Here is a 23,355-nt window from a genome sequence, read left to right as displayed (position 1 = left end):
AGCGATGAACGTTCTCGTGCTAAATTGCGGAAGCTCTTCCGTCAAGTTCCAACTGATCGCGACCGATCTCGATTTGATCGCGCAGGATGCGGATCGGAAGTTAGCGCGCGGCGTGATCGAGCGGATCGGCGGCGAAGCCATCATCACCTTTCAAGCCGAAGGGCAGCCCGCACAACGTTTCACGGCCCCGGTGCGCGATCATCGCGCGGCAGTCGAACAGATCATTCGCTGGGCCTGCGCTCCGGAGTCGAACGTCAGCGAGATCCATAGCGTCGGCGATATCAACGCCGTGGGCCATCGCGTCGTGCACGGCGGCGAACGTTTCACTCAATCGGTCATCATTACGGATGAGGTGTTGCGCGGCATCGAGGATTGCATCGATCTTGCGCCGCTTCACAATCCGGCCAATATTCGCGGCATCATCGCCGCGCGCGAAAGTCTGGGTCCGGGCGTGCCGCAAGTCGCCGTCTTCGACACCGCCTTCCATCAAACTCTGCCCGAACACGCTTATCTTTACGCCATCCCGTATCAGCTATATCGGCGCCACCGCATTCGCCGCTACGGATTTCACGGAACCTCACACCGTTACGTCGCCTACCGCTACCGAACTTTGCGCGGCATCGCGCGTGAAGAGACGAATGTCATCTCGCTTCATCTCGGCAACGGATGTTCGGCGACGGCGATCAAGCGCGGTCAGTCGCTCGACACCTCGATGGGTCTGACGCCGCTCGAAGGATTGGTGATGGGCACACGTTCGGGCGATATAGATCCAGCCATCGTCGATTTCCTCGCCGCCAAAGAAGGCTTGACGACGCAAGAAGTGGAGATGTTGCTCAACAAACAATCGGGCCTGCTCGGCATTTCAGGTTTGACGAATGACATGCGCGAGTTGCTCGATGAAGCGCGCGAACACAACGATCGGCGCGCGCGCTTGGCGATCGAGATCTTCTGCTACCGCGCGCGCAAGTACATCGGCGCGTATCTAGCCGCGGTGGGCGGAGCCGATGCCGTGATCTTCACGGGCGGGATCGGCGAGAACTCGCCCGAAATACGCGCCCGCATCTGCGAGGGGCTGGAATGGTTCGGGCTGGAACTGGACCCGGAGAAGAACGCCGCGCACAAGAACGGACGCGAAGGCTTAATCAGTCGTGACGGCGCGAAGCTTGCCGCATATGTCATCCCAACCGATGAAGAGCTGCTCATCGCGCGCGATACCGTCCGCTGCGTGCGCGCCGCGATGGAGCGAACGGGCGCGCCGAAACCGGCTTGAACGGGCCCTTGATCCGCCAAGCCGATCCGAGATTAACGAGATGAGTTTGAAGGACGTCGCTTTCGATGATGCGTTAAAAATCTTCGCCAAATGGCTCCGCCCTCCGAGCCTCCCGCATGGCCGGAAGACGTTGACAACTTCGGCTCATCTTGCCAAGCTTTTCCCGCACTCGACCTTCAGATCGGAAGTCAGTTGAGGGGAGAGAAGATGCCACACAAGACTTCGCGGCGAGACTTCATCCGCCAGTTAGCCGCAGGTGGGGCCGCGCTGGCGCAAATCGGTTGCGTTCGCAGCGCGGAATCTTCGCCAATGAACGCGCAACGCGGTCTGCCGCCCTCGCCGATACCCACGCGCAAGCTCGGTCGCACGGGCGTGAGCATTCCCATCTTCGGGCTAGGCGGCGCTGGGCAGACTCCGCTCAGCAAACCCGATCGCGAAGCGGAAGCGATCCGCTTGATCGAAGCGGCGCTCGAATTGGGCGTTCGCTACTTCGACACGGCAGCTAACTACGGCGCGAGCGAAGAACAACTGGGGCGCGTCCTTCCGCCCTACCGCACGCAGATCTTTCTTTCGAGCAAGACCGATCAACGCACGCGCGATGGCGCATGGCGCGAACTCGAGCGCTCCTTGCGTCGCCTCAAAACGGATTATCTGGACCTGTGGCAGATGCATCATGTCTCGTTCCGTGAAGAACTCGATGTGATGATGAGCCGCGGCGGCGCCATCGAAGCGATCGAAGAGGCCAAGAGACAAAGATTGATTCGGTTTTGCGGCATCACCGGACATCACGATCCGATGGTGATCGCCGAGGGGCTTCGCCGTTACCCGTTCGATGTGACGCTCATCGCGCTCAACGCGGCTGACGTTCACCATCCGCGTCCATTCATCAAACATGCGCTGCCCGCGGCGCGCGAACGTGGCGTCGGCGTAGTGGCGATGAAGATCCCGGCTTACGGACGCTTGCTCCGCCCCGGACTGCTCACGATAACCGAAGCGATCAGCTATGTGCTCTCGCAACCCGGCGTATCGGCGTGCATCATCGCTGCCGAGAATCCGCAACAACTCGCGCAAAACATCCAAGCCGCGCGGAATGCGCAAGCGTTGAGCGCGGAGGAACTAGCCCGACTCGAAGAGCGCACGGCGAAAGCTTGGCAGGAGATCGCCTTTTATCGAGCTTGGACGTAGATCGACAGGCCGCGCTTTGAGCTGAGTCGGATGCAATCTGGCTCAAGCTTTTCGAAACCCGAGAGCGCAATAACGGGCGACGCTCTTTCGCTTCCATGACTGGACCGATCGTGCGTCGCTTGTATGCCATGTTCGGTGCGATCCGCAATCAGATTTTTCGCCGCTTTCAACCAGCTCAAACTCGGAGGGGACAAAGCTTATGACCCGAGATCGCTCTAGATCATCTCGCCGCGATTTTCTCCGCCTCGCTGCCGGGACGGTAGTTGCAACCGGCGCGGCTAAAGTCTTCCCAATCGAATACCAGACGCCAGAAGCTTCGCCGCAGATCTCGCCTAACGATCGCATACAGATCGCGACCATCGGCATGGGCGGGATGGGGACCGCCAACACGATGACCGCGCTGCGCGTGCCCGGCGTCGAACTGGTCGCCGTCGCCGATGTTTACGACGGACGGCTCATTCGCGCGCAGGAAGTCTTCGGCTCCGGACAGAGCGCCCTGAGCACGGAGAGGGTGCAAGCCATGAGCGCGGGAGCCTCAACCGTTTCGACCGGCAAACGCCCGATCTTCACGACGCGCGATTATCGCGAGATCCTGTCGCGCCCGGATGTCGATGCCGTGATTATCGCCACGCCCGACCACTGGCACGCCGAGATGGCGATCGAGGCGATGAAAGCCGGCAAGGATGTCTATCTCGAAAAGCCGATGATTCACGACATCGAAGAGGGCGCGCGCATCATCGAAGCTCAGAACAGGACGGGACGCATCTGTCAAATCGGCAGCCAGCGCGTCTCCTCGATCGTCTATCGCAAAGCCAAAGAGCTGATCGCTCAAGGGGCGATCGGGACGATCACGCTGATCGAAGCCTACTGGAATCGCAACACGCCCATCGGCGCTTGGCAATATACGATCCCGCCCGACGCCTCGCCGCAGAATATCGATTGGGATCGATTCTTGGGCAAAGCGCCGAAACGACCGTTCGACCCCGTTCGTCTCTTTCGCTGGCGCAATTATCGAGATTACGGGACCGGCATCCCAGGCGACCTGTTCGTCCATCTGTTCAGCGGCATCCACTACGTCCTCGACAGTCTGGGGCCGGAACGGATTCTGGCGACAGGTGGATTGCGCTATTGGAAGGATGGGCGCGACGTCCCCGACGTGATGCTCGGCATCTACGATTACCCGAAGGCGAAGACGCACGATGCCTTCAACCTCAATCTCAAAGTCAACTTCATGGACGGCGGCGGCGGCGAAGAAGGTTTCAGGTTCGTCGGCAGCGAAGGGACGCTAATCATCGGCGGCAATAGCGTCACGCTCGCCCGTTCACCTAAGTTGCGCGAGCCCGGCTATACGATCAACACATTCCCGCAAGCGGTGCAGGAGCGATTCCTGAAAGAGTATCGGGCGAAGTATCCAGAATCGCTTTCGCAAGAGATCACCGCGCGGACGACGGAGGTTTATGCAGCGCCGCAAGGTTACAGCGATCATCTCGATCATCACAAGAATTTCTTCGCCGCCGTTCGTTCGCGCCAATCGGTCATCGAAGATGCGGTCTTCGGATTCCGCGCCGCCGGTCCAGCCGTCCTTTCGAACACGGCCTATTTCGAGCGGCGCATCTATCGGTGGGATCCTGAAAGGTTGAAAGCCACACCGGAGTGAACGCACCGCTGACATGTTAACGCGCTGCGCTCCGCAACTTTCGCGCGATCAGCGGCACGATCCGGCGCGGGACGGCGATCGCTTCCTTGATGTGTCGGGCCAGCGTGAAATGTCCGGCGACGTATAGCCCCGCGACATTCGTCTCGAAACTTTCCGGATCATAGACGGGAACTTCGCACAAGCCCGAACGATAGGTTTCAACTCCGACCTGCCGCAACAAGCTGAGATCGGCATCGCTTCCGATCAGGACGAAGACCACATCGTTGGCGATCGTTCGCTCCGTGCCATCTTCGAGAACGATGCGCACCTCTTTTTCCCCAATTTCGGCGATTTCGCGGAAGAGCAGCACCTCCAAATTGCCCAGCTCTATTTGCCGCTCGAGCGGCGTGCGCACCCAATGTTTGATCGCGCCGCGCTTCGGATCGCGGTTCTCCCAATCGCTGCGCCAGATCGCAAGTTTCGTGCGCGCTCCGGCCTCAGCGAGGAAGAGCGCGGCCTCGGCGGCAGAATTCCCGCCGCCCACGACGAGCGCTTCTTTTCGCACGTAGGGGAAAGCTTCGACGAAGCGATGGTGGACCTTCGGTAGATCTTCGCCCTTGACGCCGAGCCGCCGCGGATGGGCCATCGCGCCGATCGCCGCAAGCACACACGCAGATCGGTATTCGGCGCGCGTCGTCCGAACGAGGAAATGGGCATCCTCGCGCTTGAGCGCAATGACCTCCTCCTCAGTATTGATGCGCAAATCGCGATCCAGCACGAAACGCACGTAGTGCGTCAAAAGCTCTTCGCGCGTCGGTTTTTCGCGGCACGGGTGCAGCGTGTTGGGCCGCATCTCGAGTTCGTCCGGAGTGGAGAAGACCGTCAAACCGATCGGATAACGATAGATCGTGTTGGCGATAAGTCCCTTCTCGATGACGAGGTAGTTCAATCCCTCTTGCGCCGCCATATCAGCCGCAGAGATGCCCGCCGGCCCGGCGCCGATGATCAAAAGATCGAGCATATCTTGCACGTTGGCCATAACTTCAGGCGAAAATCGCGCTCAACAGATGAACCCACATCTGGCGTTGCGATGATCGACAGATTAACATCATCGCAATGCGCTTGCGACTTCGTCAAGGCAGGTTTGCACGCCATCGCCGACAATCGCTATAATGTTTCGCGCTCGGACGCCAATCTAGCACGTGAAGTTTTCGCCGCTCGTTTTGCGGCGTTTCGCATCTAGAGCGGTCCACGAAAATCGCGATGCGGCTCTGTTCGTCGACTGAAAGGGCAAAGGCGTGGTGAGTACGACAGCAGAAAGCGCGTGTTACAGCTCGCCCGAGAAGGTCGGATTGCGCGTCGAAGCCCTGCCTTTCGAACGTCTTCCGCACCAATCTCATCTCTTCCTCTCCTACTTGCGCGATCCGGAGAGTCTGCGGCGCTTCTACCCGACGGCGGTGCGCCACCACTGCGAGGTCGCAACTCGCGTTCGAGAAGTCCTCGCCGCCTATGTCGTGGATCGCCAAGCGCTCTGCGATGCGCTCGAAGAGATGCACAAGCGTTGGGATGCGCCCCAAGAGAGCCTAGCCAACATTGCGCGTCTGCGCCACGCCGAAACGGTCGCCGTCGTCTCAGGCCAACAAGCCGGTCTGTTCACCGGCCCGCTTTACACCATCTACAAGGCGCTCTCGGCCATCAAACTGGCCCAATGTCTAAACGGGCGCGGCGTGGCGGCGGTGCCCGTCTTCTGGATCGCTACCGAAGATCACGATTGGGCTGAAGTGCAGACGGCCAGCGTGATCGCCTGTGACGGGCGACTGGCGAGCGTTCGAGCTCCCGAGACGCTACATCGTGAAGGCGCGCCGGTCGGCGAGGTCAGACTGGACCAATCGGTCAACGCGCTCATCGAAAGCCTGCTGGATATCCTCCCCAAGACGGAATTCTCCCCCGCGCTCGAACAGTTGCTGCGCGCGTCATACGCGCCCGGGTTCGGTTATGGCGAAGCGTTCGCCCGCATGATGCTTTCGCTCCTCGGCCACTACGGGCTGATCGTCCTCGATCCGCTCGAAGCGCACCTGAAGAGATTAGCCGCTCCGCTGTACGCTGAAGCGGCAAGTCGCGCCCCAGAAATCGCGGCGGCGCTCGTCGCGCGCAGTCGAGAGCTCGAAGAATCGGGCTTCCATGCCCAAGTGCTCGTTTCATCCGACTCTTTTCCGCTCTTCCTTCACCTGAATGGGGCGCGCCATGCGCTCATACGCGCCAGCGGCGATCGCTATTGTCTCAAAGATGCGCAGGCCGAATACTCGCTCGAAGAGTTGAGCGCCTGGGCGAAGCGTGACCCCGAACTCTTCAGTCCGAACGTGACCTTGCGCGCTGTCGTCCAAGACTACCTTCTGCCTACGGTGGCCTATTTCGGCGGCGCGGCGGAGATCGCCTATTTCGCTCAAACCTCGGAGGTCTACCGCATATTGGGGCGCCCGACGACGCCGATCCTACCGCGCGCGAGCATGACGGTCGTCGAACGGCGCATCGCGCGCACGCTCGCCCGCTATGGGCTCCATTTTACGGATCTGTTTGCCGGGCACGATGCCGTGGTAGCGCGCGTCGTCGAGGAACACTTGGGGCGCGAGACGGCGCAGAAGTTCGATCAAGTGGATGAGACGGTCAACCGCGCGCTCGATGAATTGCGCGAACATCTACAACGTTTCGATCCGACTTTAGCTGCCGCGCTCGATGCGGGGCGCAGAAAGATCAACTATCAACTGCGCGGTCTGCGCCTACGCTTCCATCGCGCGCAGATGGAGCGCGACCAAGCAGTCCATCGTCAAATCGAACGCGCGTTCACTTCGCTCTATCCGGAGAAGACGCTTCAAGAGAGGAAGATCAACATCACATCGCTGCTCGCCCGACACGGTCGATACATCATCGATTGGCTTTACGAAGCCGTGGATTTGAACCTGCGCGATCATTCGATCGTCTATCTCTAGCTCTCTCGCGAATCCGTCTCAGCCGCCTTCCGCCGCGCCTCGGAAACGGCGATAATGGTTCCGACGGTCTCAAAAGATGGGCAAGATCAAAGTTCTTCCTGATCAACTGAGCAACCAGATCGCCGCCGGTGAGGTGATCGAGCGTCCCGCCTCGGTAGCCAAGGAACTGGTCGAAAACTCGATCGATGCCGGAGCGAAACGGATCGAGATCCACTTCGAGGGCGGCGGGCGTCGCCTATTGCGCGTCGCCGATGATGGCGAAGGGATGGCGCGAGATGATGCTATCCTCGCCTTCGAACGCCACGCGACATCGAAGATCAGCCGGCTCGAAGATCTCTTCGAGATCCGCACCCTCGGATTTCGCGGCGAAGCGCTGGCCTCGATCGCCGCCGTTTCGCGCGTCGAACTCGTGACCAAGTGTGACGATGAACCGCATGGGACGCGCGTTCGGATCGAAGGCGGGAAGCTGCGCGACGTCGAACCTGCCGCTCACCCGCGCGGGACGACGATCACCATGCGCGATCTTTTCTTCAACGTCCCGGCGCGCCGTAAGTTCTTGCGTTCAGAGGCGACCGAAAGCTTCCATCTCACGAACCTCATCACACATTACGCGCTGGCCCACCCGGAGATCGAGTTCACGCTCATCAACAACGGACGCGAAACGCTGCGCGCCGCTCCAGCCCTCGACTTGCGCGAACGCGCGTACCAGATCTTCGGCGCTGATTTCATCGAAAACCTGCTGCTCGTCGAAGGCGGCGAGCGCGGAAGCGCCTTCGTGCGCGGCTTCGTCTCCGCGCCCAGAGAGCGGCGCACCTCGCGCGACGCGCAGTATCTTTTCGTCAACGGGCGCTTCGTGCGCGATAAGCTCATCGCGCGCGCCCTGTCGGAAGCTTACCGGTCCATCCTGCCGCACGGAACTTATCCGGCAGCGCTCCTCTTCCTCGATGTGCCATTCGATGAGGTTGATGTGAACGTCCATCCGGCAAAAATAGAGGTGCGGTTCCGCCGCCCCGAATTGGTGGCCGAAACCATACGCGAAGCCGTGCGCGCCGCGCTCCACGGCGCCGGATATGTGCCGCTCGCGGTCGCACCTGGCGAGGCGCGGATCGAACCCGCCCCATCCCGAAACGCGCCGTTCGCGCAACTGAGGCAAGAGAGGATCGCCTTCGATCGAAGCCACCAACGCGAATTCGCCCGCCCCGACCGACCGCTCAACGCAGATCATAAACCGACCGCGCCGCATGGCGGTGACATCGTAGTGGGCGCGCGCACCGACCGACCGCTCAACGCCGACCGCCACGAAGCCATAAGCTTCGAAGCGCAAGCTCGCGCGTCGGCCACGACGTCTCCCGCTGCGCTTGAGCGGCACAGCGCGCCAACCGACAAGGCCGAAAAGATGGACGCAACGCTTGAGATCAGAGCGGAGCGGACCGCGCTTCCGCCGCTCGCATCCGTTTCGCCTCTCGTCCGCGAAGTCGAGCTGGGATCGCTCTCTTCGGATATTCGCCCACTGGGCCAGTTGGAGGACAGCTACATCATCGCAACCGATGCCGAAGGCTTGCTTCTCATCGATCAGCATGTCGCCCACGAACGCATACTTTTCGACAAATACCGCGCGCGTGAAGAGGCTCGCCCCATCGAATCGCAACAACTGCTCGTGCCCGAAGTCTTCGACCTGACGCCAGCGCAGGCCGCCGCCTTCGAGACCATCGCCGATGAGTTGGAAGCCATCGGGTTCGCCTTGATGCGACTTTCCGGGCGCACCGTCGCCATCCGCGCCGTCCCCGCCGATCTGCCCCCGGCTGAAGCGCGCAACCTTCTGCTCGAAGCTCTCGAAGCCGTCGATGTGGAGAAGCGCGGCGCGGCGCGCGAGAACTTACGCGATCGCCTCGCCGCCGCGCTCGCCTGCCGCGCGGCGATCAAGATCAATACGCCGCTGACGATGGAGAAGATGCGGTGGCTGATCGATCAGCTTCTGACGACTAGTTCGCCGACGACCTGCCCTCATGGGCGCCCGATCATCTTGCGCTTGGCGCTTCGCGATATCGAGAAAGGGTTTCACCGAACTTGAGAGGCCCTGTGGCGAAGAGACTGAACGCAGCTTACGGATAGGTCTTGGGGATCGAAGATGCAAGCTCACGATGCGCTACGAGAATTCGTCATCTTCCGTCTCGACGATGAATATTTCGCTTTCGACGTGAGCGAGGTCGCCGAAGTCTTCGCCTATCAAGAGCCAGTGCGCATGCCGCGCGCGCCGAAATTTCTGGTCGGCGTGATCGATGTGCGTGGGCACATGCTGCCAGTGGTCGATCTTCGCTTGCGCGCCGAAGTCGAAGCGCACACTCAGCCGCGCCACATCCTCGCCATACGCTTGGGCGAGCGCTTCATCGGCGCGATCGTCGATGAAGTTTGCGAGGTATACGAAGCTGAAGAGGATCGCATCGGAGAGGTCGCGCTACTCGGCGACAAGTTGAATCCGCAGTTCGTCAAGCGTGTGCTTCGCTGGGGCAGGCGTCTCGTGCCCGTCGTCGATGCGTTGAATCTGCTGACCAAAGATGAGGCGCTGCGGCTTCGCCGGATGCGGCCTAACCCGCGCCGCCGTCGCGGTGAGAGGTCCGCCAACTGATCAACGCAGCCGGAGCGGGCTTTGGCGAAGATGATCGCGAATCGGCCCCTCTGAACCCTCCCGCCTGTCCACGCGGCGCTCTTCGCAAAGGCGCAGCGATCGTTTGCGAGACGATCCCCTTAATCTTCATCATGCTCTTGCCCATCGTAATGCATCACGATCGTCTCGCCATCGACGACCGTTTCAAGATGCACGGGGCGCCCCCAGAGCGTGTAGATATATTCGAGCACCTTGCGAGCATATTTCTGGTCCAACTCCGCCCCCTCGTACCTATGTTGCAGATAGAGTTCGCGGTTCCGATTGTAATCGCCATCCGCGACGACGATGTAAGGGAAACCGAAGTTGGTCATGTTCGCCACCAGCTGATCGCGCACCCGCTCCCAGTTCTTCTCCGTCACGCGCCACTCTTCGTCATCGACCAGCTCATAGACGAATAGATCCAATTCCTCGCATAACTCCTCGGTCAAGTAATTGCGCAAGAAAGAGACGTCGTTCTCCAATTCCCGCACCTCGAAGATCTTCTCGCGCCCTTGCCCCGGTCGCCGACCGAAGAGTTCCTGCTCCTCCTTCGTCGGGTTATCCCAACGACGCTCGATGTCTTCGAAGATCTTGTAACCGAGATAGTATGGATTGAGCTGTCCCTTGTGAGGCGAGACGACGCTCGCGTGCAACTCGGCGAATTCGATCAGCTCTTCATCCGTCAAATCGAGTTCGCGCATGATCCGCGCGTGCCAGAAAGAGGCCCATCCCTCGTTCATCACCTTCGTCTGCATCTGCGGGATGAAATATTCCATCTCCTCATGGATCATCGCCATGATATCGCGCTGCCAATCTTCGAGGACGGGCGAGTTTTTCATGATGTAGTAAACGATATCCTTTTCCGGCAACCGCTCGCCGCGCGGCTTCTCCTCTTCCGCGGGCTTGACCTCGCGCGGACCTAAGAGGTCATCGTATCGCCCCTCGACCTTTTTCGGCGAAGCTTGCGCTCTCTTCTCCTCGCCATCGCGACGGATGAAGAAATCGGGATCGATATGCTCCTCGATCGAGAGCACGGCGTCGAGGAACTTTTCGACCGTCTTGCGCCCATATTTGAACTCATATTCGGCCATCCGCGCCGCATGCGTCGATGCCGTTTCGATCATGCGCCGGTTGGTCTTCGAGAAGTAGACGTTGTTCTTGAAAAAGTCTGTATGCCCGAGCACGTGCGCCATGACGAGCTTGTTCTGAATCAAACTGTTCGTTTCGAGCAAGAAGCCGTAGGCCGGGTTCGTATTGATGACGACTTCGTAGATCTTCGACAGCCCGAAGTCATACATCGTCTTCATCCGCTGATAGGCTTTGCCGAACGTCCAGTGGGAATACCTTCCGGGCAGGGCATAGGAACCGATCTCGTACATCACCGTCGCGGGCACGATCTCAAAATGGGTCGGGAAAGGATCGAGCCCGAAGCGCAAAGCGACATCCCAAATCTGCTCGAGGGCCTTTTCCAGCTCTTTGATCTCTCGGTCCGACATCTTTCAGCTATAGTTCGCCCCGTTTGCCGAAGAATTGGCGCAGCGCCGGATAGACGTCCTCTTTGTCGTCGATGCGCACGCCGACGAATCGCTCCTTATTCTTCAACCGGTCGTTGAAGATCGAAAGCAGCGCGCCGGATGAACGCCGATAACCAGCTCCGCCCTCCTCCCCGATCTCGCCATAGCCGAAGAGGTTGCAAGTCGCGATCAGCTCATCGGCCAAGCGCACGGCCTCTTCGTTATCCGAGTAATAGTTGTCGCCATCGGAGAAATGGAACGGATAGATATTCCAATCGCGCGGGTTATAGCGCTCGCGGATGATATCGAGCGCCAGACGATAGGCTGAAGAGACGACGGTCCCGCCCGATTCGCCCTGCGTGAAGAACTGCTCTTCGGTGACCTCGCGCGCTTCCGTGTGGTGCGAGATGAAGACGATATCGACGTTATCATATTTGGTACGCAGGAACCGGACCATCCAAAAGTAGAATGAACGAGCGATATACTTCTTGAACTCGCCCATCGAACCCGAGACGTCCATCATCGCGATGACGACGGCGTTCGATTCATAGTGCGGGATCTCTTCCCAGGCCTTGAAACGCAGATCCTCCTTCTTCACGTTGCCGAAGCGCGGATCGTTCCTTTCGCGCGCGTTGCGCTTGATGTTCTCGAGGATCATCCGGCGTTTATCCAGATTCGCCAAGATGCCCGTGCGCCTTATCTCGGTAAAGCGCGTGGCTCGCGACGGGACGGCGCGTTTGGCCTTCTCCTCGAGAAACGGCAGGTGCAGATCCTCGAAGATCAGAGCGGCGATCTCGTCGATCTCGACTTCGGCCTCATAGTATTCGCTGCCGGCCTCTTGCCCTGCCGGCCCAGCGCCCGCTCCGGGTCCGCCTTGCCCCTCGCGCGCGATCACGTCGCCGACCTTCGTCTTCCCATCGCCCTGGCCCACATGACGCCGTTTGCGATAATCGAAGCGGAATTTGTACTCTTCGAGCGAGCGGATCGGGACGCGGACGGTCTTCTTGCCATCGGAGAGGATGATCGCCTCGTTCGAGACGATGGAGCCCAAATTCTGTCGTATCGCCTCGCGCACCCGCTCCTTGTGCCGCTCCTGATCGATGATCCCCTTACGCTGCAGCGACCAATCGTTGCGCTGAATCATCATGGGACTTCACCATTCGCTCAACAGAGGTTCGACCCTCAAGTTTCCCAATCTTCCTCTCGCTTCGTTGAAGCACCTTCCCTCGAAGAGTTTCGCCCGCGCTTTATCACCACAAAAGCGCGGGCGGGCGGCGGCGGCGGCCATCGCCAAATCGTCATCGCTCGCTAACGCGACAACAACGTGCCGACATAACTCAATAGCTCATTGGCGCAAACGGGGCAGTAACCATGCTCGCGTATGAGGCGATCGATCACCTCATTGATGCGCCGCAATTGATCGGGATCGGGCGTCTTGGTCGAGGTGGTGATCTTCACCACGTCCTTCAAATCGGCGAAGATCTTCTTCTCGATCGCCTCTTTCAACCGTTCGTGCGAGGTGTAATCGAACGCTTTCCCTTTGCGCGCATAGGACGAGATGCGGATCAGGATCTCCTGTCGGAAAGTGTTCTTCGCGTTCTCGGTGATCCCGATCTGCTCTTCGATCGAGCGCATCAACTGCTCATCTGGCTCCATCTCCTCTTCGGTGATCGGATCTTTGATCTTCTCCTTGTTGCAGTAGGCCTCGACGTTATCGAGATAGTTATTGCAAAGGGTGCGCGCCATCTCCTCGAACGAGTAGACGAAGGCGCGCTGAACCTCGACCTTGGCGATCTCGTCGTATTCTTTGCGCGCCAAGCTGATCAAGTTCAAGTAGCGCTCGCGCTGTTCGGGCGTGATGCCGGTGTGCGTGTCGAAGCCATCTTTGATCGCGCGCAGCGCATCGATCGGCGTCAAGCAAGTGACGCCATCGCGCACCAGAGCCGACGATAGACGATTGATGATGTAGCGCGGGCTGATGCCATCCATGCCCTCGCGCTCGGCCTCTTCTTTGAGCTCGCGCACGTCCTTCGACTTGTATCCCTCGACATCTTCGCCATCGTAAAGTTTCATCTTCTTGACGATGTCGACGTTGGCGCGCTTCGGCTCTTCGAGCCGCGTCATGACGGCGAACATCGCCGCGACCTTCAGCGTGTAAGGCGCGATATGGACGTTCTTGAGCGCTTCCGATTGTTTCAGGAGCTTGTCGTAGATGCGCTCTTCCTGCGACACGCGCAAGTTGTATGGCACGCGCACGAGGATGATGCGATCCTGTAAGGCCTCTGCCTTCTTGTTTCCGGCGAAAGCCAAATACTCGTTCTCGTTCGTGTGCGAGATGATCACCTCGTCGGCGTAGATCATCGCAAAGCGCCCCGTCTTGATGCTCTGCTCTTGCGAAAGCGTCAAGAGCGAGTACAAAAACTTCTCATCGACTTTGAGCATCTCGACGAACTCCATGATGCCCCGGTTGGCGATGTTCAGCTCGCCGTCGAACCGATAGGCGCGCGGGTCCGATTCGACGCCCACTTCGCCGATGGTTGAAAGATCGATCGAGCCAGTAAGCTCCGTGATGTCTTGACTCTTCGGATCCGACGGGGCGAAGGTGCCGATGCCGATCCGATCCTTTTCCGAAAAGACGATGCGATGCACGCGCACATCTTCGTGCCGCCCGCCATAAGTGTGCTCCAGCATGTAACGGCACTGCGGGCAGAGATCGCCCTCGATGTAGATTCCGTAGAGCCTTTCGATCTCCGGACGGAGTTCGTGTGGGATCAGATGTAGCGGCTCTTCGTGCATCGGACAATCTTTAATCGCGTAAACGGCGCCTTGGTCGGTGCGCGTCCACTCCTCGAGCCCGCGTTTGAGCATATTGACGATGGTCGATTTACCGCCGCCGACCGGTCCCATCAACAGCAGGATGCGTTTGCGCACTTCGAGCCGCTGCGCGGCGGATTTGAAATACTCGACGATCTTTTGGATCGACTCCTCGATGCCGAAGAGCTCTCGGGCGAAGAAGTTATAGCGTATGATTTCGTCGCGGGTGCCCTCGTTGATCTTCTCCACACCCGCCGCATGTATCATCTCGTTGATGCGCGCGTGCGACAGTTGCGCCAATTTCGGGTTCTGAACGACCAGTTCGAAGTAGTCGCGGAAAGTCCCTTCCCAGCGAAGGGCTTCGCGCTCACGCCTCAACTGCTCCAACCGTTCGCTGATGTCGAAACCCTTGTTTCTGTTCTGCTCTTGCATATCTCTTCTTCTGCACTAGTGCGAGCTAAGCGCCCATCAAAACGACGAACGCCATTTACACCCCAAACTTGAAGCATGAGAACCGGACTCGGTTTCATGCCCCCTGAACGTCTCGCTTTGTCAAGAACGATTGAGCTTAACCGGCGGTGTGTTCGCTTCCAGCGGCGAGCGCAGCCGACGCGCTCTAAAACTGCATTAAGTATAACACAGCAAGGGGAGAATTGAGTCAATCTTTATTTCGTTGGCATCAACACGATGCGCGGCTGTATGCGCCCGCGCGCATAAACGCCGATCGCCGCCAATCGTCCCGCCTCATCGTGCAAACGCACCATCTGCCCTTCGCCCAAACCTTCGCCGACCGATGATATCGTCGCACCATGACGGATGCGGCGCGTTTGGTCTTCTGTTAGATGCAGCGAAGGCAGTTCGCGTAACGCTGCCTCAGCTGGTAAGAGCGGCGATCCTCCGTGAGAGAGGATCGCCTCCAATTCATCGAGCGTAAGGGCGTCGGCGAGACTAAAGGCCCCTGCGCGCGTTCGCCGTAAAGCCCTCAGGTGCGCGCCGATCCCTAGCCGCCGCCCCAGATCTTCAGCGAGCGCGCGCACATAGGTTCCCGCCGAACAGCGCACGCGCACGCGCAGATCGCACGTCCCATCGCTATTTCGTCGAAGCAAGGCTCCATCTCCACGCAAAGCTTCAAGCTCATAGATGACGACGCGAAGAGGTCGTCTCTCGACCTTCTGACCGCGCCGCGCGAGTTCATAAAGCTTCTGCCCACCGATCTTCTTCGCCGAATAGAGAGGAGGCACTTGCTCTATCTCGCCGCGCAAACTCTTTATCGCCCCCTCGATCTTCTCCTCATCCCACATGGGGCATTCTTTCGCCTCTTCGCAAGGCGCGCCCGTCAGATCGCCCGTCACCGTCGCGTAACCGAAACGGACGATCGCTTCGTACTCTTTTTCCGCCCCCGCGAGGAACTGCGCCAGTCGCGTCGCGCGCCCGACGAGCAACACGAGCACGCCCGTAGCGAACGGATCGAGCGTCCCCGTGTGTCCGATCCGTCGCTCGCCGAGCATGCGGCGCGCGCGCGCAACGACGTCGTGCGAGGTCCAGCCGGCAGGCTTGTCGATGACGAGGATCCCATCCATCGCGTGTCCCTTGCGCCCTCCAGATTCAACGCTTTAACAGTCCAACGTTCGAAGCGATTATCTCCTCACGAGAATTCGCGCCTGATCTCGGAAGCGCGCCCGAGCGATAGATGCTCCGCAAAGACCGGCAGCGCTAGAGGGAGAGCCATGATATTACCTCCTTTTGCGTCAACGCCGATTATACGCCAAGGCGCTTTTCGTAACCGCACGCACATGAATGATGGCGTCGAAAGAGGCGCGAACGCCGATTGAACATCATGGCGCGCGAAATCAAACAAGCGCCGAGCGGTTTGCGATTTGCGCGCCGACTCGTTTTGAAATTAAAGTTGAAGCGCGATGCGAAAAGGACGCTCCACGGAGACCGACGAGGCGGAGCGCGAACCGAAGCGCGCGCGAAACTGGCGCGAAATCGAGCCGCTCGCCGAAGAGGGCAAAACGGGCGATCCAGAGGGGATTCGAAAGCGCGGCTCTCTGAGGCCTCGCCAGCGCGCCGACCCCCCCGATGAAGCGCCTCTCAAAGAAGAGCCAGCGCGCGAGCGAGTGATGAAGCGCGCCATCCGATTGCTCGCGGCGCGTCCGCGCTCCGAAGGCGAACTGCGCGAGCGATTGCTCGAAAAGGAGTGGGCCAGCGCCGAGGCGGTCGAAGAGGCGATCGAAAAACTGCGCGGGTATGGATACGTGGAAGATGAGAGGTTCGCGCTCGATTACGCCTCTTATCGCGTCAAGCGAAAGCCCGTCGGCAAGCGCCGTCTGTTGCGTGAACTTGCCGCCCAAAAGGTCGCCGAAGAGACGGCGCGCGCAGCGATCGAGGCGGTCTTCGCCGAAAATCCTGAAGAAGAGCTGCTCGACCGCGCGATCGAACGGCGGATCGCGCGAACCGGCCTCCCGCGTTCACGCGCCGAACTGAAGAGGCTCTACGATCACCTGCTGCGCGCCGGGTTTCAGCACGAACTCATTATGAACCGCTTGCGCGGATTCACATTGGACCAATCGGAAGACTGACCCGCGCGGGCGGCGTTGGCGAAGCCGCACTCGAAGATCGGCGCGCATTGCGGCTAGCGCTCGAACCAGTAGCGCGCGGCGTAGAAGTAAGCGGCTTGCACGACTCCGATCATGAAACCGATGATGAGACCGAAAAGTTCAATGGTGCGCAGATGCTGTCGCGAGACCGATAGGACAAGCTCCTCCAGTTTCTCGACCGGATAATCGGAGACTTTGCGCCGAACGATGCCGCCGACATCGAACTCCGTGATCGTGGCGGGGAGTCGTTCCTGCGCCGAAGCGACGATGCGATCTGCCAGCGCTTGAGTCGCTTGTCGGATCAGATCTTCGGAGATGTAGCTGTTCAATCGCCCGATCGGCGCGACGAGCAACCGTTCGATCTGTGCGTTGATGATCGCGTTGATCGCTTGCGCCGTTTCGGGTCGTGAGATGGCGCGAAAGAGGGTTTGCGCCAACCGCTCTTTGAGTTGGGGCGCGGCTTCAGGCTTGATGTGCTGCAACAAAGCGCGCAGAGTGTGGGGGCGAATGCGCTCCATCGCTTCCCGGGCGTAGAGCGAAACCGCGTTTGTGACTTCGGGGCTGCGCGCGAAGGCGAGGAGGCGCATGGTGATCTGCTCGCGGATGGTGGCGAGTTTATCAGGAGAGATCTGCGCCGTGATCTCATTGATCGGGCGTTCGAGCACGCTGTCGATCGTCGCGTGCAGGAATCGCACGGCCTCTTGGGCGAAGGCCTCACCGCGAAGATATTCGTCTATCTTGCGCGGCAGGCTGTTGTTGACAAGTTCATCGACCTCGCGGTGGATGCGCTCGCGCGAGATGAAGATCTTCTTGAAGAAGGAGAGCTGGGCGTAGTAATCGTCCACTTCGCGCTTGATGAGCGCGCCGATCTGCGTGCGCGTGCGACCGGAAGTGGCGATCTCGGCCAGTTGATGCGCGATGGGTTGCATCTGCCGGCTGATGTGCTCTTTGATGATGGCGATAGTTTCGGGTGTGAAAAGTTCGGCGAGCGGCGCGGCGCTATGGGTAAGTTCGGCGAAGCGCTCGCAGACGAAGGAACGCACGCGCGCTTCGAATCCGGGTTCGCGCACGATGCGCGCAAAGCGCTCTTCGATGAAGCGCACAGCTTGCGCGAAGGCCTCATCATCGAGCACTTCGTTGAGACGGCGGGCGAGCAACTCATCGGCGCGCCGTTCGACAAACGCGCGCACAGACTCCCTCATCTCCGGACTGCTCAGAAGAGCTGTGATGCGCTCGGCAATGCGTCGCTGAAGCGCGGCGATGGCTTCGAGCGTCGGCGCACGCAGTTTGGCCGGTAAAATATCGAGGAACGATCCGTATTCGCGGCTCAAGGCCTCTTCGACATAAGCGGAGAGAAAGGATTCGATCTTCCTCCGGAAGAAGCCCGTATCAAAGAGCGCTCTGGTGACGGTCTCTTGCGAAACCAACTCTTCGCCGACGGCACGCCCGATCGTCTCGGCCAATCGCTCGCGATGGCGCGGGATCATCCCCTGCGGCCAGATGGTGATGCCAAAGAGCTTGACCGGATGGCGTGGCCGAAAGAGCATCCGTACGGCGAGCCATGCCGCCGCATACCCATGCACGGTCGCGACAATGACTATGATCAGCAGTTCGATCGCGGTCTGCCGGTCTATCGTCGAAGAGCCTCCCCTGCCGTTCGAAGATGTTTCGCTGGTTGACCAGCGAATGCTAAACAGAAGGGATGGGCGGCGTCAACCGCGAGCCCCGTCAAGGATGCGGAACCTGATTTGGTTGTCTTCGATGAGTCCGCCGAAGCGGTCCCGTCAAACCGCGAGATCAGTTAAGGATGCGCCCCCTTCACCGCTTTGAGGCGCAAATGGTCTTAATTGTGGTGCCGAAGGCATCGACAAGGTGATCGGCTTCCGCGCGCTCAAAGAGCTTAAATGTGGTGCCGAATGAGACGGACCCTCTCGTCGCCGCTGATTTTTACTTCTTCCCGCCAAGCGATTTGAGATAGGCGACGACCGCCAGCGCGTCCTCATGATTCAACCGGTAAGGCGGCATCGGCGGGCGCAGAGGTTTGCCGTTGGGCCCGAGCCCCGTTTCAAGCAGACGCACCGCTTCTTCCTCGGTGTAGCCGGGAAGCCCGGCGATCGCCGGCGCAATATCGGTCCAGTTCGGGATCGGATGGCGCGGCGCGAAGTCGAGAACGCTTCCCTGCAACCAGCGTTTCTGATCGAACTCTCCAGTCGGCGTGCGTGGCGAATGGCAGTCGATGCACATGGCGACTCGTTCGACCAGATATTTGCCGCGCTCGATGAGCGCCGCCGATGAGGGCGCGCTCGTTTGCCCGGTCTGCGCTAGCGGTTCGCGAAGGGACGAATAACCTGCGACGAGAGCGCACAGAAAGAGGGCCGAAAGAAGTTTCGTGACCTTCATCATTACACTCCTTACGGATGGCTTTGCCCCAGATACACGGAAAATCCCGTTTTGTCAATATCCACTTGGTTATAGCGATCGGCATAACTTTCGGTAAACCGGGCGAGCGATTTCGCCGTGTGCGACGCGCTGCACACGATCTCGCCGAATAACTTTCGGTCAACCGCGCGAGCGATGCCCCGCAGTCCGCTCCGGCTGTCACGATGGACGACGCGCCTCGGTCGCAAGAAGAACCGGAAGGGATTCGCGCCCTAAATTCACGTTAATTTTATTCAATTCATCCTCAAATCGTTCAAGACATGGCAGTACGGGGGCCTACCCTCTAAGGATGTTAACCACACCCTAAATTTTGACGACGGAGGGGCGAGAATGAAGTCGAAGTATCTAGGGGGAGGCATCCCCAGCGCCTTTATTGCGGTCGCAGTCCCAAGAGGCGGGATGCTGGGCCGAAGAATAATTTTCCTGGCGATGCTCGCGCTGATGCTGGGCGGCCCCTTGGGCTTGGCACAGTTGCGCATCGTCGGCTCGATTTCCGGGACCGTCGAGGATCCGACGGGGGCTGTCGTCCCAAATGCGAAGGTCGTGTTGAAAGACACGCACACCGGGCTCACGAAGGAGACGACCTCCAGCGAACAAGGGACCTTCCTTTTCCCGGATCTGTCCAGCGGGGTGTACGAGGTAACGGTGACGGCGCCGGGCTTTCAGGCGGCGGTCGTCTCGAACATCGTCGTCTCGACGAGCCAAACGACGGACGTGCGTATTCGCTTAGAGGTTGGTCAGATGACCGGGACCGTCGAAGTCGTGAGCGGCTCATCGCCCATGCTGGAGACGACCTCGCAACTGGTGACAAGCACGATCCCGAAAGAGACGATCACGCGGCTGCCGCTGGCCAATCGCAGCAACGTGCTCGCCCTGGCTCGGCTCGCTCCGGGGGCGGCTCCGGCAACTGGCGGAAGCACTAGGTACAACAACCTAGCCGGCGGAGCGCTCAACGTCACCGTCGATGGCATCAACAACGCCTCGAACGGCTTCAAAAGCGGCGGGACGGTATTCTTCATGACCGTTCCCATAAGGCCTGGGGCTGTCGAAGAGGTCTCGGTCGAGACCGGAGGATTGGGCGCCGATTCCGGAGCGCAAAGCGGCACGAACATCAAATTCGTTACCCGACGTGGCGGAGAAGAATATCACGGCAGCCTCTTCTATGAACCGCAAAGCGAGCGGTTCAACGCCAATACTTGGGCCCGAAACGCGCAAGGGTTGCCGCGGACTTGGTTTCGCCGCCACGATTACGGCGGGAATCTCGGCGGCCCCCTGATCCCGTTCGGTTCGTGGAAGAAGAAGATGTTCTTCTTCGTGAACTACGAGCGGCGGTTGCAGCCTATGCGAGTCACGACGACGTTCACGGTGCCGACGCCTGAAGCTCAGCGCGGGATCTACACTTACATCGTCAGCGGCACGACGAATCAGATACGGACCGTGAACGTTCTGGATCTAGCGGCGGCTAAGGGTTTGCCCACACGCCTCGATCGCGTGACGCAGGCCATTTTGGCTCTCAACAACGAAGCGACAAAATATGCGGCGAAGATCCCCGATAACGATCTCAACAACGACACCTACACGTGGGATGAAGAGAACAATCTCTATCAGTACTTCCCCACGGCGCGATTCGATTACCACATCACGCCAGGGGAGCAGTTCACGTTCACGTGGAACTACTATCACAGTTGGCAACCTGGGCAGCGACGCCTTCCCGTGCCCGGGCTAAATCGCGTCAACCCCTTCCGCCTGGGTTACTACATCTGGTCCATGGCGCTGCAGTCGACCCTCTCGCCCCAGACGTTCAACGAATTCCGCTACGGAGTGCAGCATAGCGGCGATAGCAACACGCGCGCTGAATACGGCCCCTACTATCAATTCGATGGCAAGCCGCTGCGTATCGGCACGCTGCTGCCTTTCAACGTCACAGTCCCGTTCATCGACCAACAGAACGTGACGGGACGCCATTACATTACGACGATCTATGACACGCTGACTTTGAACCGGGGCGAGCATACGATCACGCTCGGCGGCAGCTTCCGCAAGACCGTGTGGAACGATACGGCCGAAGTGTTCCCCATACCAACCTACACCCTGGGTACGCCTGCAGGCGATCCGCTGCAAGCCGCTACCGCCTTTACGACCGCGACGATTCCGGGGATCAATCCGACGGAACTGGGGAACCCTTTAAATCTCTACAATCTCCTAGTAGGGCGAGTGGCGGCGGCGAATTTCACCCGCGTCGTGAATCCTGACACCTTCAAATATGACGGTTTCATCAACTACACGTGGACGAATTCGCTCATGGGAGGCGTTTACGCGCAGGATCGCTGGCGCGTCACGCGGAACCTGACGCTCAATTACGGATTGCGGTGGGAGATCCAAGGCCCGATGAAAGACGGCAAAGGCATCACAGCCGTTCCCGATATGGCGAGCGTATTGAGCGGAGGCCCGCCGTTGCTTTATGTGGGACGCGCTCCATACAAGACCGATTGGCGCAACTTCGCGCCCAATCTCGGCCTCGCCTGGAATCCGCCTAAACGGTCGGGCTTGCTAGGTAAACTCTTGGGCGAAGAGAAGACCGTGATCCGCGCCTATTACGGGATCAGCTACTACGACGAGGGGACGCAGTTCTTCGCCGCCAACCTAGGCCCCAATGTGGGCAAATTCATCAACGCGATCCCGCTCATCCCCGGACAGCCGGGCCAGACGAATCTTCCGGCGTTCTACACGCTCTCGGACCTCGTGGCAAGCCCGCTGACAGTAAACTCGTTCGCGTTTACGACGACCGATTACAAGAAGGTCATCAATCAAGCGGATCAAACGTTCGCGCGGACGATCAACGCTTTCGATCCTACGCTTCGCGCGCCCTACACGATCAACTGGAATCTCGGGATTCAACGCGAGCTGCGGAAGAACTCCGTGCTTGAGGTTCGGTACGTGGGGAACACTTCCAAACTCGCCTGGCGCACCAGCAATCTGAACGAAGTGGACATCTTCAACAACGGCTTCTTGCAAGAGTTCAAGAACGCGCAACGAAATCTCGCCATCAATCAGGCGGCGGGCGTGAACAGCTTCCAGTACCGCGGGCTCCCCGGCCAAGTGCCTCTGCCCATCTTCGACGCGGCCTTCGGGGCGCGCGGCGGAGTCCCGGCCATCGCCGCTGGCTCCGGGTATCAAAATCCGACCTTCATCACACAGTTGCAGACCGGAGCCGCTGGCGCGCTGGCGACGACGCTGGCGACGAACTCGAACTACGTTTGCCGCATGTTCGGAAGCTCTTTCAGCCCCTGCCTGCGGATCGATCCACGCTATAATGCGCCCGGTCCTTACCCGATCAACTTCTTCCTGCTCAATCCGTATGTCGCGGGACGCTTGGGTTATGTGGACGATACGGGATGGCATAGCTATAACGGATTGCAGGTTCAACTGCGGCAGCGCTTCCAGCGAGGGCTGACGTGGACGACGAACTACACCTGGAGCAAGAGCCTCACGAATCTCGCCGTTGACAATCAGAACCAGAGTCTCGATTTCACAACCCTGCGTAACATCAAACTGGACAAGCGAGTCTCGCCTTTCGACATTCGCCACGTCATCCAATCTTTCGGGACGTATGACTTGCCGATCGGGCGCGGACGTTGGTTGTCCATCAATAACCGTTTCCTCAACGCGCTGATCGGAGGATGGACGCTCGGTGCGATCTTCGTCTTCCAGACGGGAGCGCCGATTCAACTGACCGGCGGCTTCCAGACGGTCAACAATACGAACAACCCGGCTGCGAGCGGCGTGCAACTCGCTCCGGGTGTCACGCTGGAGCAACTCCAGAAGATGTTCGACGCACAGCTTCAACGCGTGAACCGGGTAGGCATAACCGATCTACAGCGCCTCGCCGTTGATCCGAGCTTGATCGGCCCGGATGGGCGCGCGAATCCCCAGTTCTTGCTCCCGAATACTACGCCTGGTGAGTTCGGGCAGTTGATCTTCCTGCGCGATCGAAACACGTTCCAGTTGGACGCTTCGCTCACGAAGGAGTTCGGGCTCACTGAGAAGACGCGCCTTGAGCTGTTCGTCAGCGCGAGCAACGTTCTGAACCATCCCCGTTGGGGATTCCCCGACGCCAACGTCTTCAGCACGACGTTCGGCATCGTGGGGGCGCCGACCGGTAACCGAACGATCAATCTGCGAGCGACGCTCAGCTTCTGACTGTCCGGAGCGGAGGGAAGACTCAAAGCCCGATCTAGCAAAGTGCTAGATCGGGCTTTACTTAGC

15 protein-coding genes are annotated in these 23,355 nt (G+C 59.5%); 8 read left to right on the top strand and 7 right to left on the bottom strand.

Going from position 1 to position 23,355, the window contains the following annotated elements; all coding sequences use genetic code 11:
* The first annotated feature begins 4 nt into the window (after positions 1 to 4).
* From PYK22_RS15420 to PYK22_RS15410, 3 genes are all read left to right on the top strand, one after another.
* Complete coding sequence (locus PYK22_RS15420) at positions 5 to 1,270, top strand: acetate kinase (RefSeq protein ID WP_041978623.1); 1,266 nt, start codon at positions 5 to 7, stop codon at positions 1,268 to 1,270.
* A 207-nt stretch (positions 1,271 to 1,477) separates the two neighbouring features.
* Complete coding sequence (locus PYK22_RS15415; protein WP_041979308.1) at positions 1,478 to 2,455, top strand: aldo/keto reductase; 978 nt, start codon at positions 1,478 to 1,480, stop codon at positions 2,453 to 2,455.
* A 199-nt stretch (positions 2,456 to 2,654) separates the two neighbouring features.
* Positions 2,655 to 4,112, top strand: a complete 1,458-nt coding sequence (locus PYK22_RS15410) for a Gfo/Idh/MocA family protein (protein WP_041978622.1) — start codon at positions 2,655 to 2,657, stop codon at positions 4,110 to 4,112.
* A 16-nt stretch (positions 4,113 to 4,128) separates the two neighbouring features.
* Here the strand turns inward: PYK22_RS15410 and PYK22_RS15405 are convergent, their stop codons facing one another.
* Positions 4,129 to 5,130 (bottom strand): NAD(P)-binding domain-containing protein, encoded by a 1,002-nt coding sequence (locus tag PYK22_RS15405; RefSeq protein WP_060635758.1) that lies wholly within the window; start codon positions 5,128 to 5,130, stop codon positions 4,129 to 4,131.
* Between the two features lie 262 nt (positions 5,131 to 5,392).
* Here PYK22_RS15405 and bshC point away from each other — a divergent pair, with 262 nt between their 5' ends.
* The 3 genes from bshC (at position 5,393) to PYK22_RS15390 (ending at position 9,704) form a co-directional block, all read left to right on the top strand.
* A complete protein-coding gene (bshC, locus tag PYK22_RS15400) occupies positions 5,393 to 7,078 on the top strand; it encodes a bacillithiol biosynthesis cysteine-adding enzyme BshC (protein ID WP_157770925.1) in 1,686 nt (561 codons plus the stop codon).
* 76 nt (positions 7,079 to 7,154) lie between these two features.
* Positions 7,155 to 9,149, top strand: a complete 1,995-nt coding sequence (mutL, locus tag PYK22_RS15395; protein ID WP_041978616.1) for a DNA mismatch repair endonuclease MutL — start codon at positions 7,155 to 7,157, stop codon at positions 9,147 to 9,149.
* A gap of 57 nt (positions 9,150 to 9,206) precedes the next feature.
* Entirely contained in the window at positions 9,207 to 9,704 is a 498-nt protein-coding gene (locus PYK22_RS15390) for a chemotaxis protein CheW (RefSeq protein ID WP_041978614.1), read from the top strand.
* A gap of 119 nt (positions 9,705 to 9,823) precedes the next feature.
* On the opposite strand, the gene PYK22_RS15385 is transcribed toward PYK22_RS15390, so the two are convergent.
* The 4 genes from PYK22_RS15385 to truB form a co-directional block, all read right to left on the bottom strand.
* Positions 9,824 to 11,218 (bottom strand): SpoVR family protein, encoded by a 1,395-nt coding sequence (locus PYK22_RS15385; RefSeq protein WP_041978612.1) that lies wholly within the window; start codon positions 11,216 to 11,218, stop codon positions 9,824 to 9,826.
* 7 nt (positions 11,219 to 11,225) lie between these two features.
* Positions 11,226 to 12,383 carry a sporulation protein YhbH gene (yhbH, locus tag PYK22_RS15380; RefSeq protein ID WP_041978610.1) on the bottom strand — a complete coding sequence of 386 codons (1,158 nt, stop codon included), beginning with the start codon at positions 12,381 to 12,383 and terminating at the stop codon, positions 11,226 to 11,228.
* A gap of 161 nt (positions 12,384 to 12,544) precedes the next feature.
* A complete protein-coding gene (locus PYK22_RS15375; RefSeq protein WP_041978607.1) occupies positions 12,545 to 14,482 on the bottom strand; it encodes a PrkA family serine protein kinase in 1,938 nt (645 codons plus the stop codon).
* A 233-nt stretch (positions 14,483 to 14,715) separates the two neighbouring features.
* Positions 14,716 to 15,630 (bottom strand): tRNA pseudouridine(55) synthase TruB, encoded by a 915-nt coding sequence (gene truB / locus PYK22_RS15370; protein WP_041978604.1) that lies wholly within the window; start codon positions 15,628 to 15,630, stop codon positions 14,716 to 14,718.
* A gap of 336 nt (positions 15,631 to 15,966) precedes the next feature.
* On the opposite strand from truB, the gene PYK22_RS17045 reads away from it, so the two are divergent.
* The gene (locus PYK22_RS17045) at positions 15,967 to 16,632 is read left to right on the top strand and encodes a regulatory protein RecX (protein ID WP_060635757.1); all 666 of its coding nucleotides are present in this window, start codon (positions 15,967 to 15,969) and stop codon (positions 16,630 to 16,632) included.
* Positions 16,633 to 16,685: 53 nt separating this feature from the next.
* Here PYK22_RS17045 and PYK22_RS15355 read toward each other — a convergent pair whose 3' ends face one another.
* On the bottom strand, positions 16,686 to 18,233 hold the full coding sequence (locus PYK22_RS15355; RefSeq protein ID WP_041978600.1) for a DUF445 family protein: 1,548 nt from the start codon (positions 18,231 to 18,233) through the stop codon (positions 16,686 to 16,688).
* A 364-nt stretch (positions 18,234 to 18,597) separates the two neighbouring features.
* Positions 18,598 to 19,050, bottom strand: a complete 453-nt coding sequence (locus PYK22_RS15350) for a c-type cytochrome (protein WP_041979304.1) — start codon at positions 19,048 to 19,050, stop codon at positions 18,598 to 18,600.
* 468 nt (positions 19,051 to 19,518) lie between these two features.
* Between PYK22_RS15350 and PYK22_RS15345 the strand changes: the two genes are divergently transcribed.
* Positions 19,519 to 23,289: a TonB-dependent receptor gene (locus tag PYK22_RS15345; protein ID WP_041978598.1), complete on the top strand. Its 3,771-nt coding sequence runs from the start codon at positions 19,519 to 19,521 to the stop codon at positions 23,287 to 23,289.
* The last annotated feature ends 66 nt before the right edge of the window (positions 23,290 to 23,355 follow it).

The organism is Pyrinomonas methylaliphatogenes (genome assembly GCF_000820845.2).
Lineage (GTDB): Bacteria > Acidobacteriota > Blastocatellia > Pyrinomonadales > Pyrinomonadaceae > Pyrinomonas > Pyrinomonas methylaliphatogenes.
The sequence above is the reverse complement of the archived record's forward strand: the minus strand, read 5'-3'. Positions and strand labels throughout refer to the sequence as shown.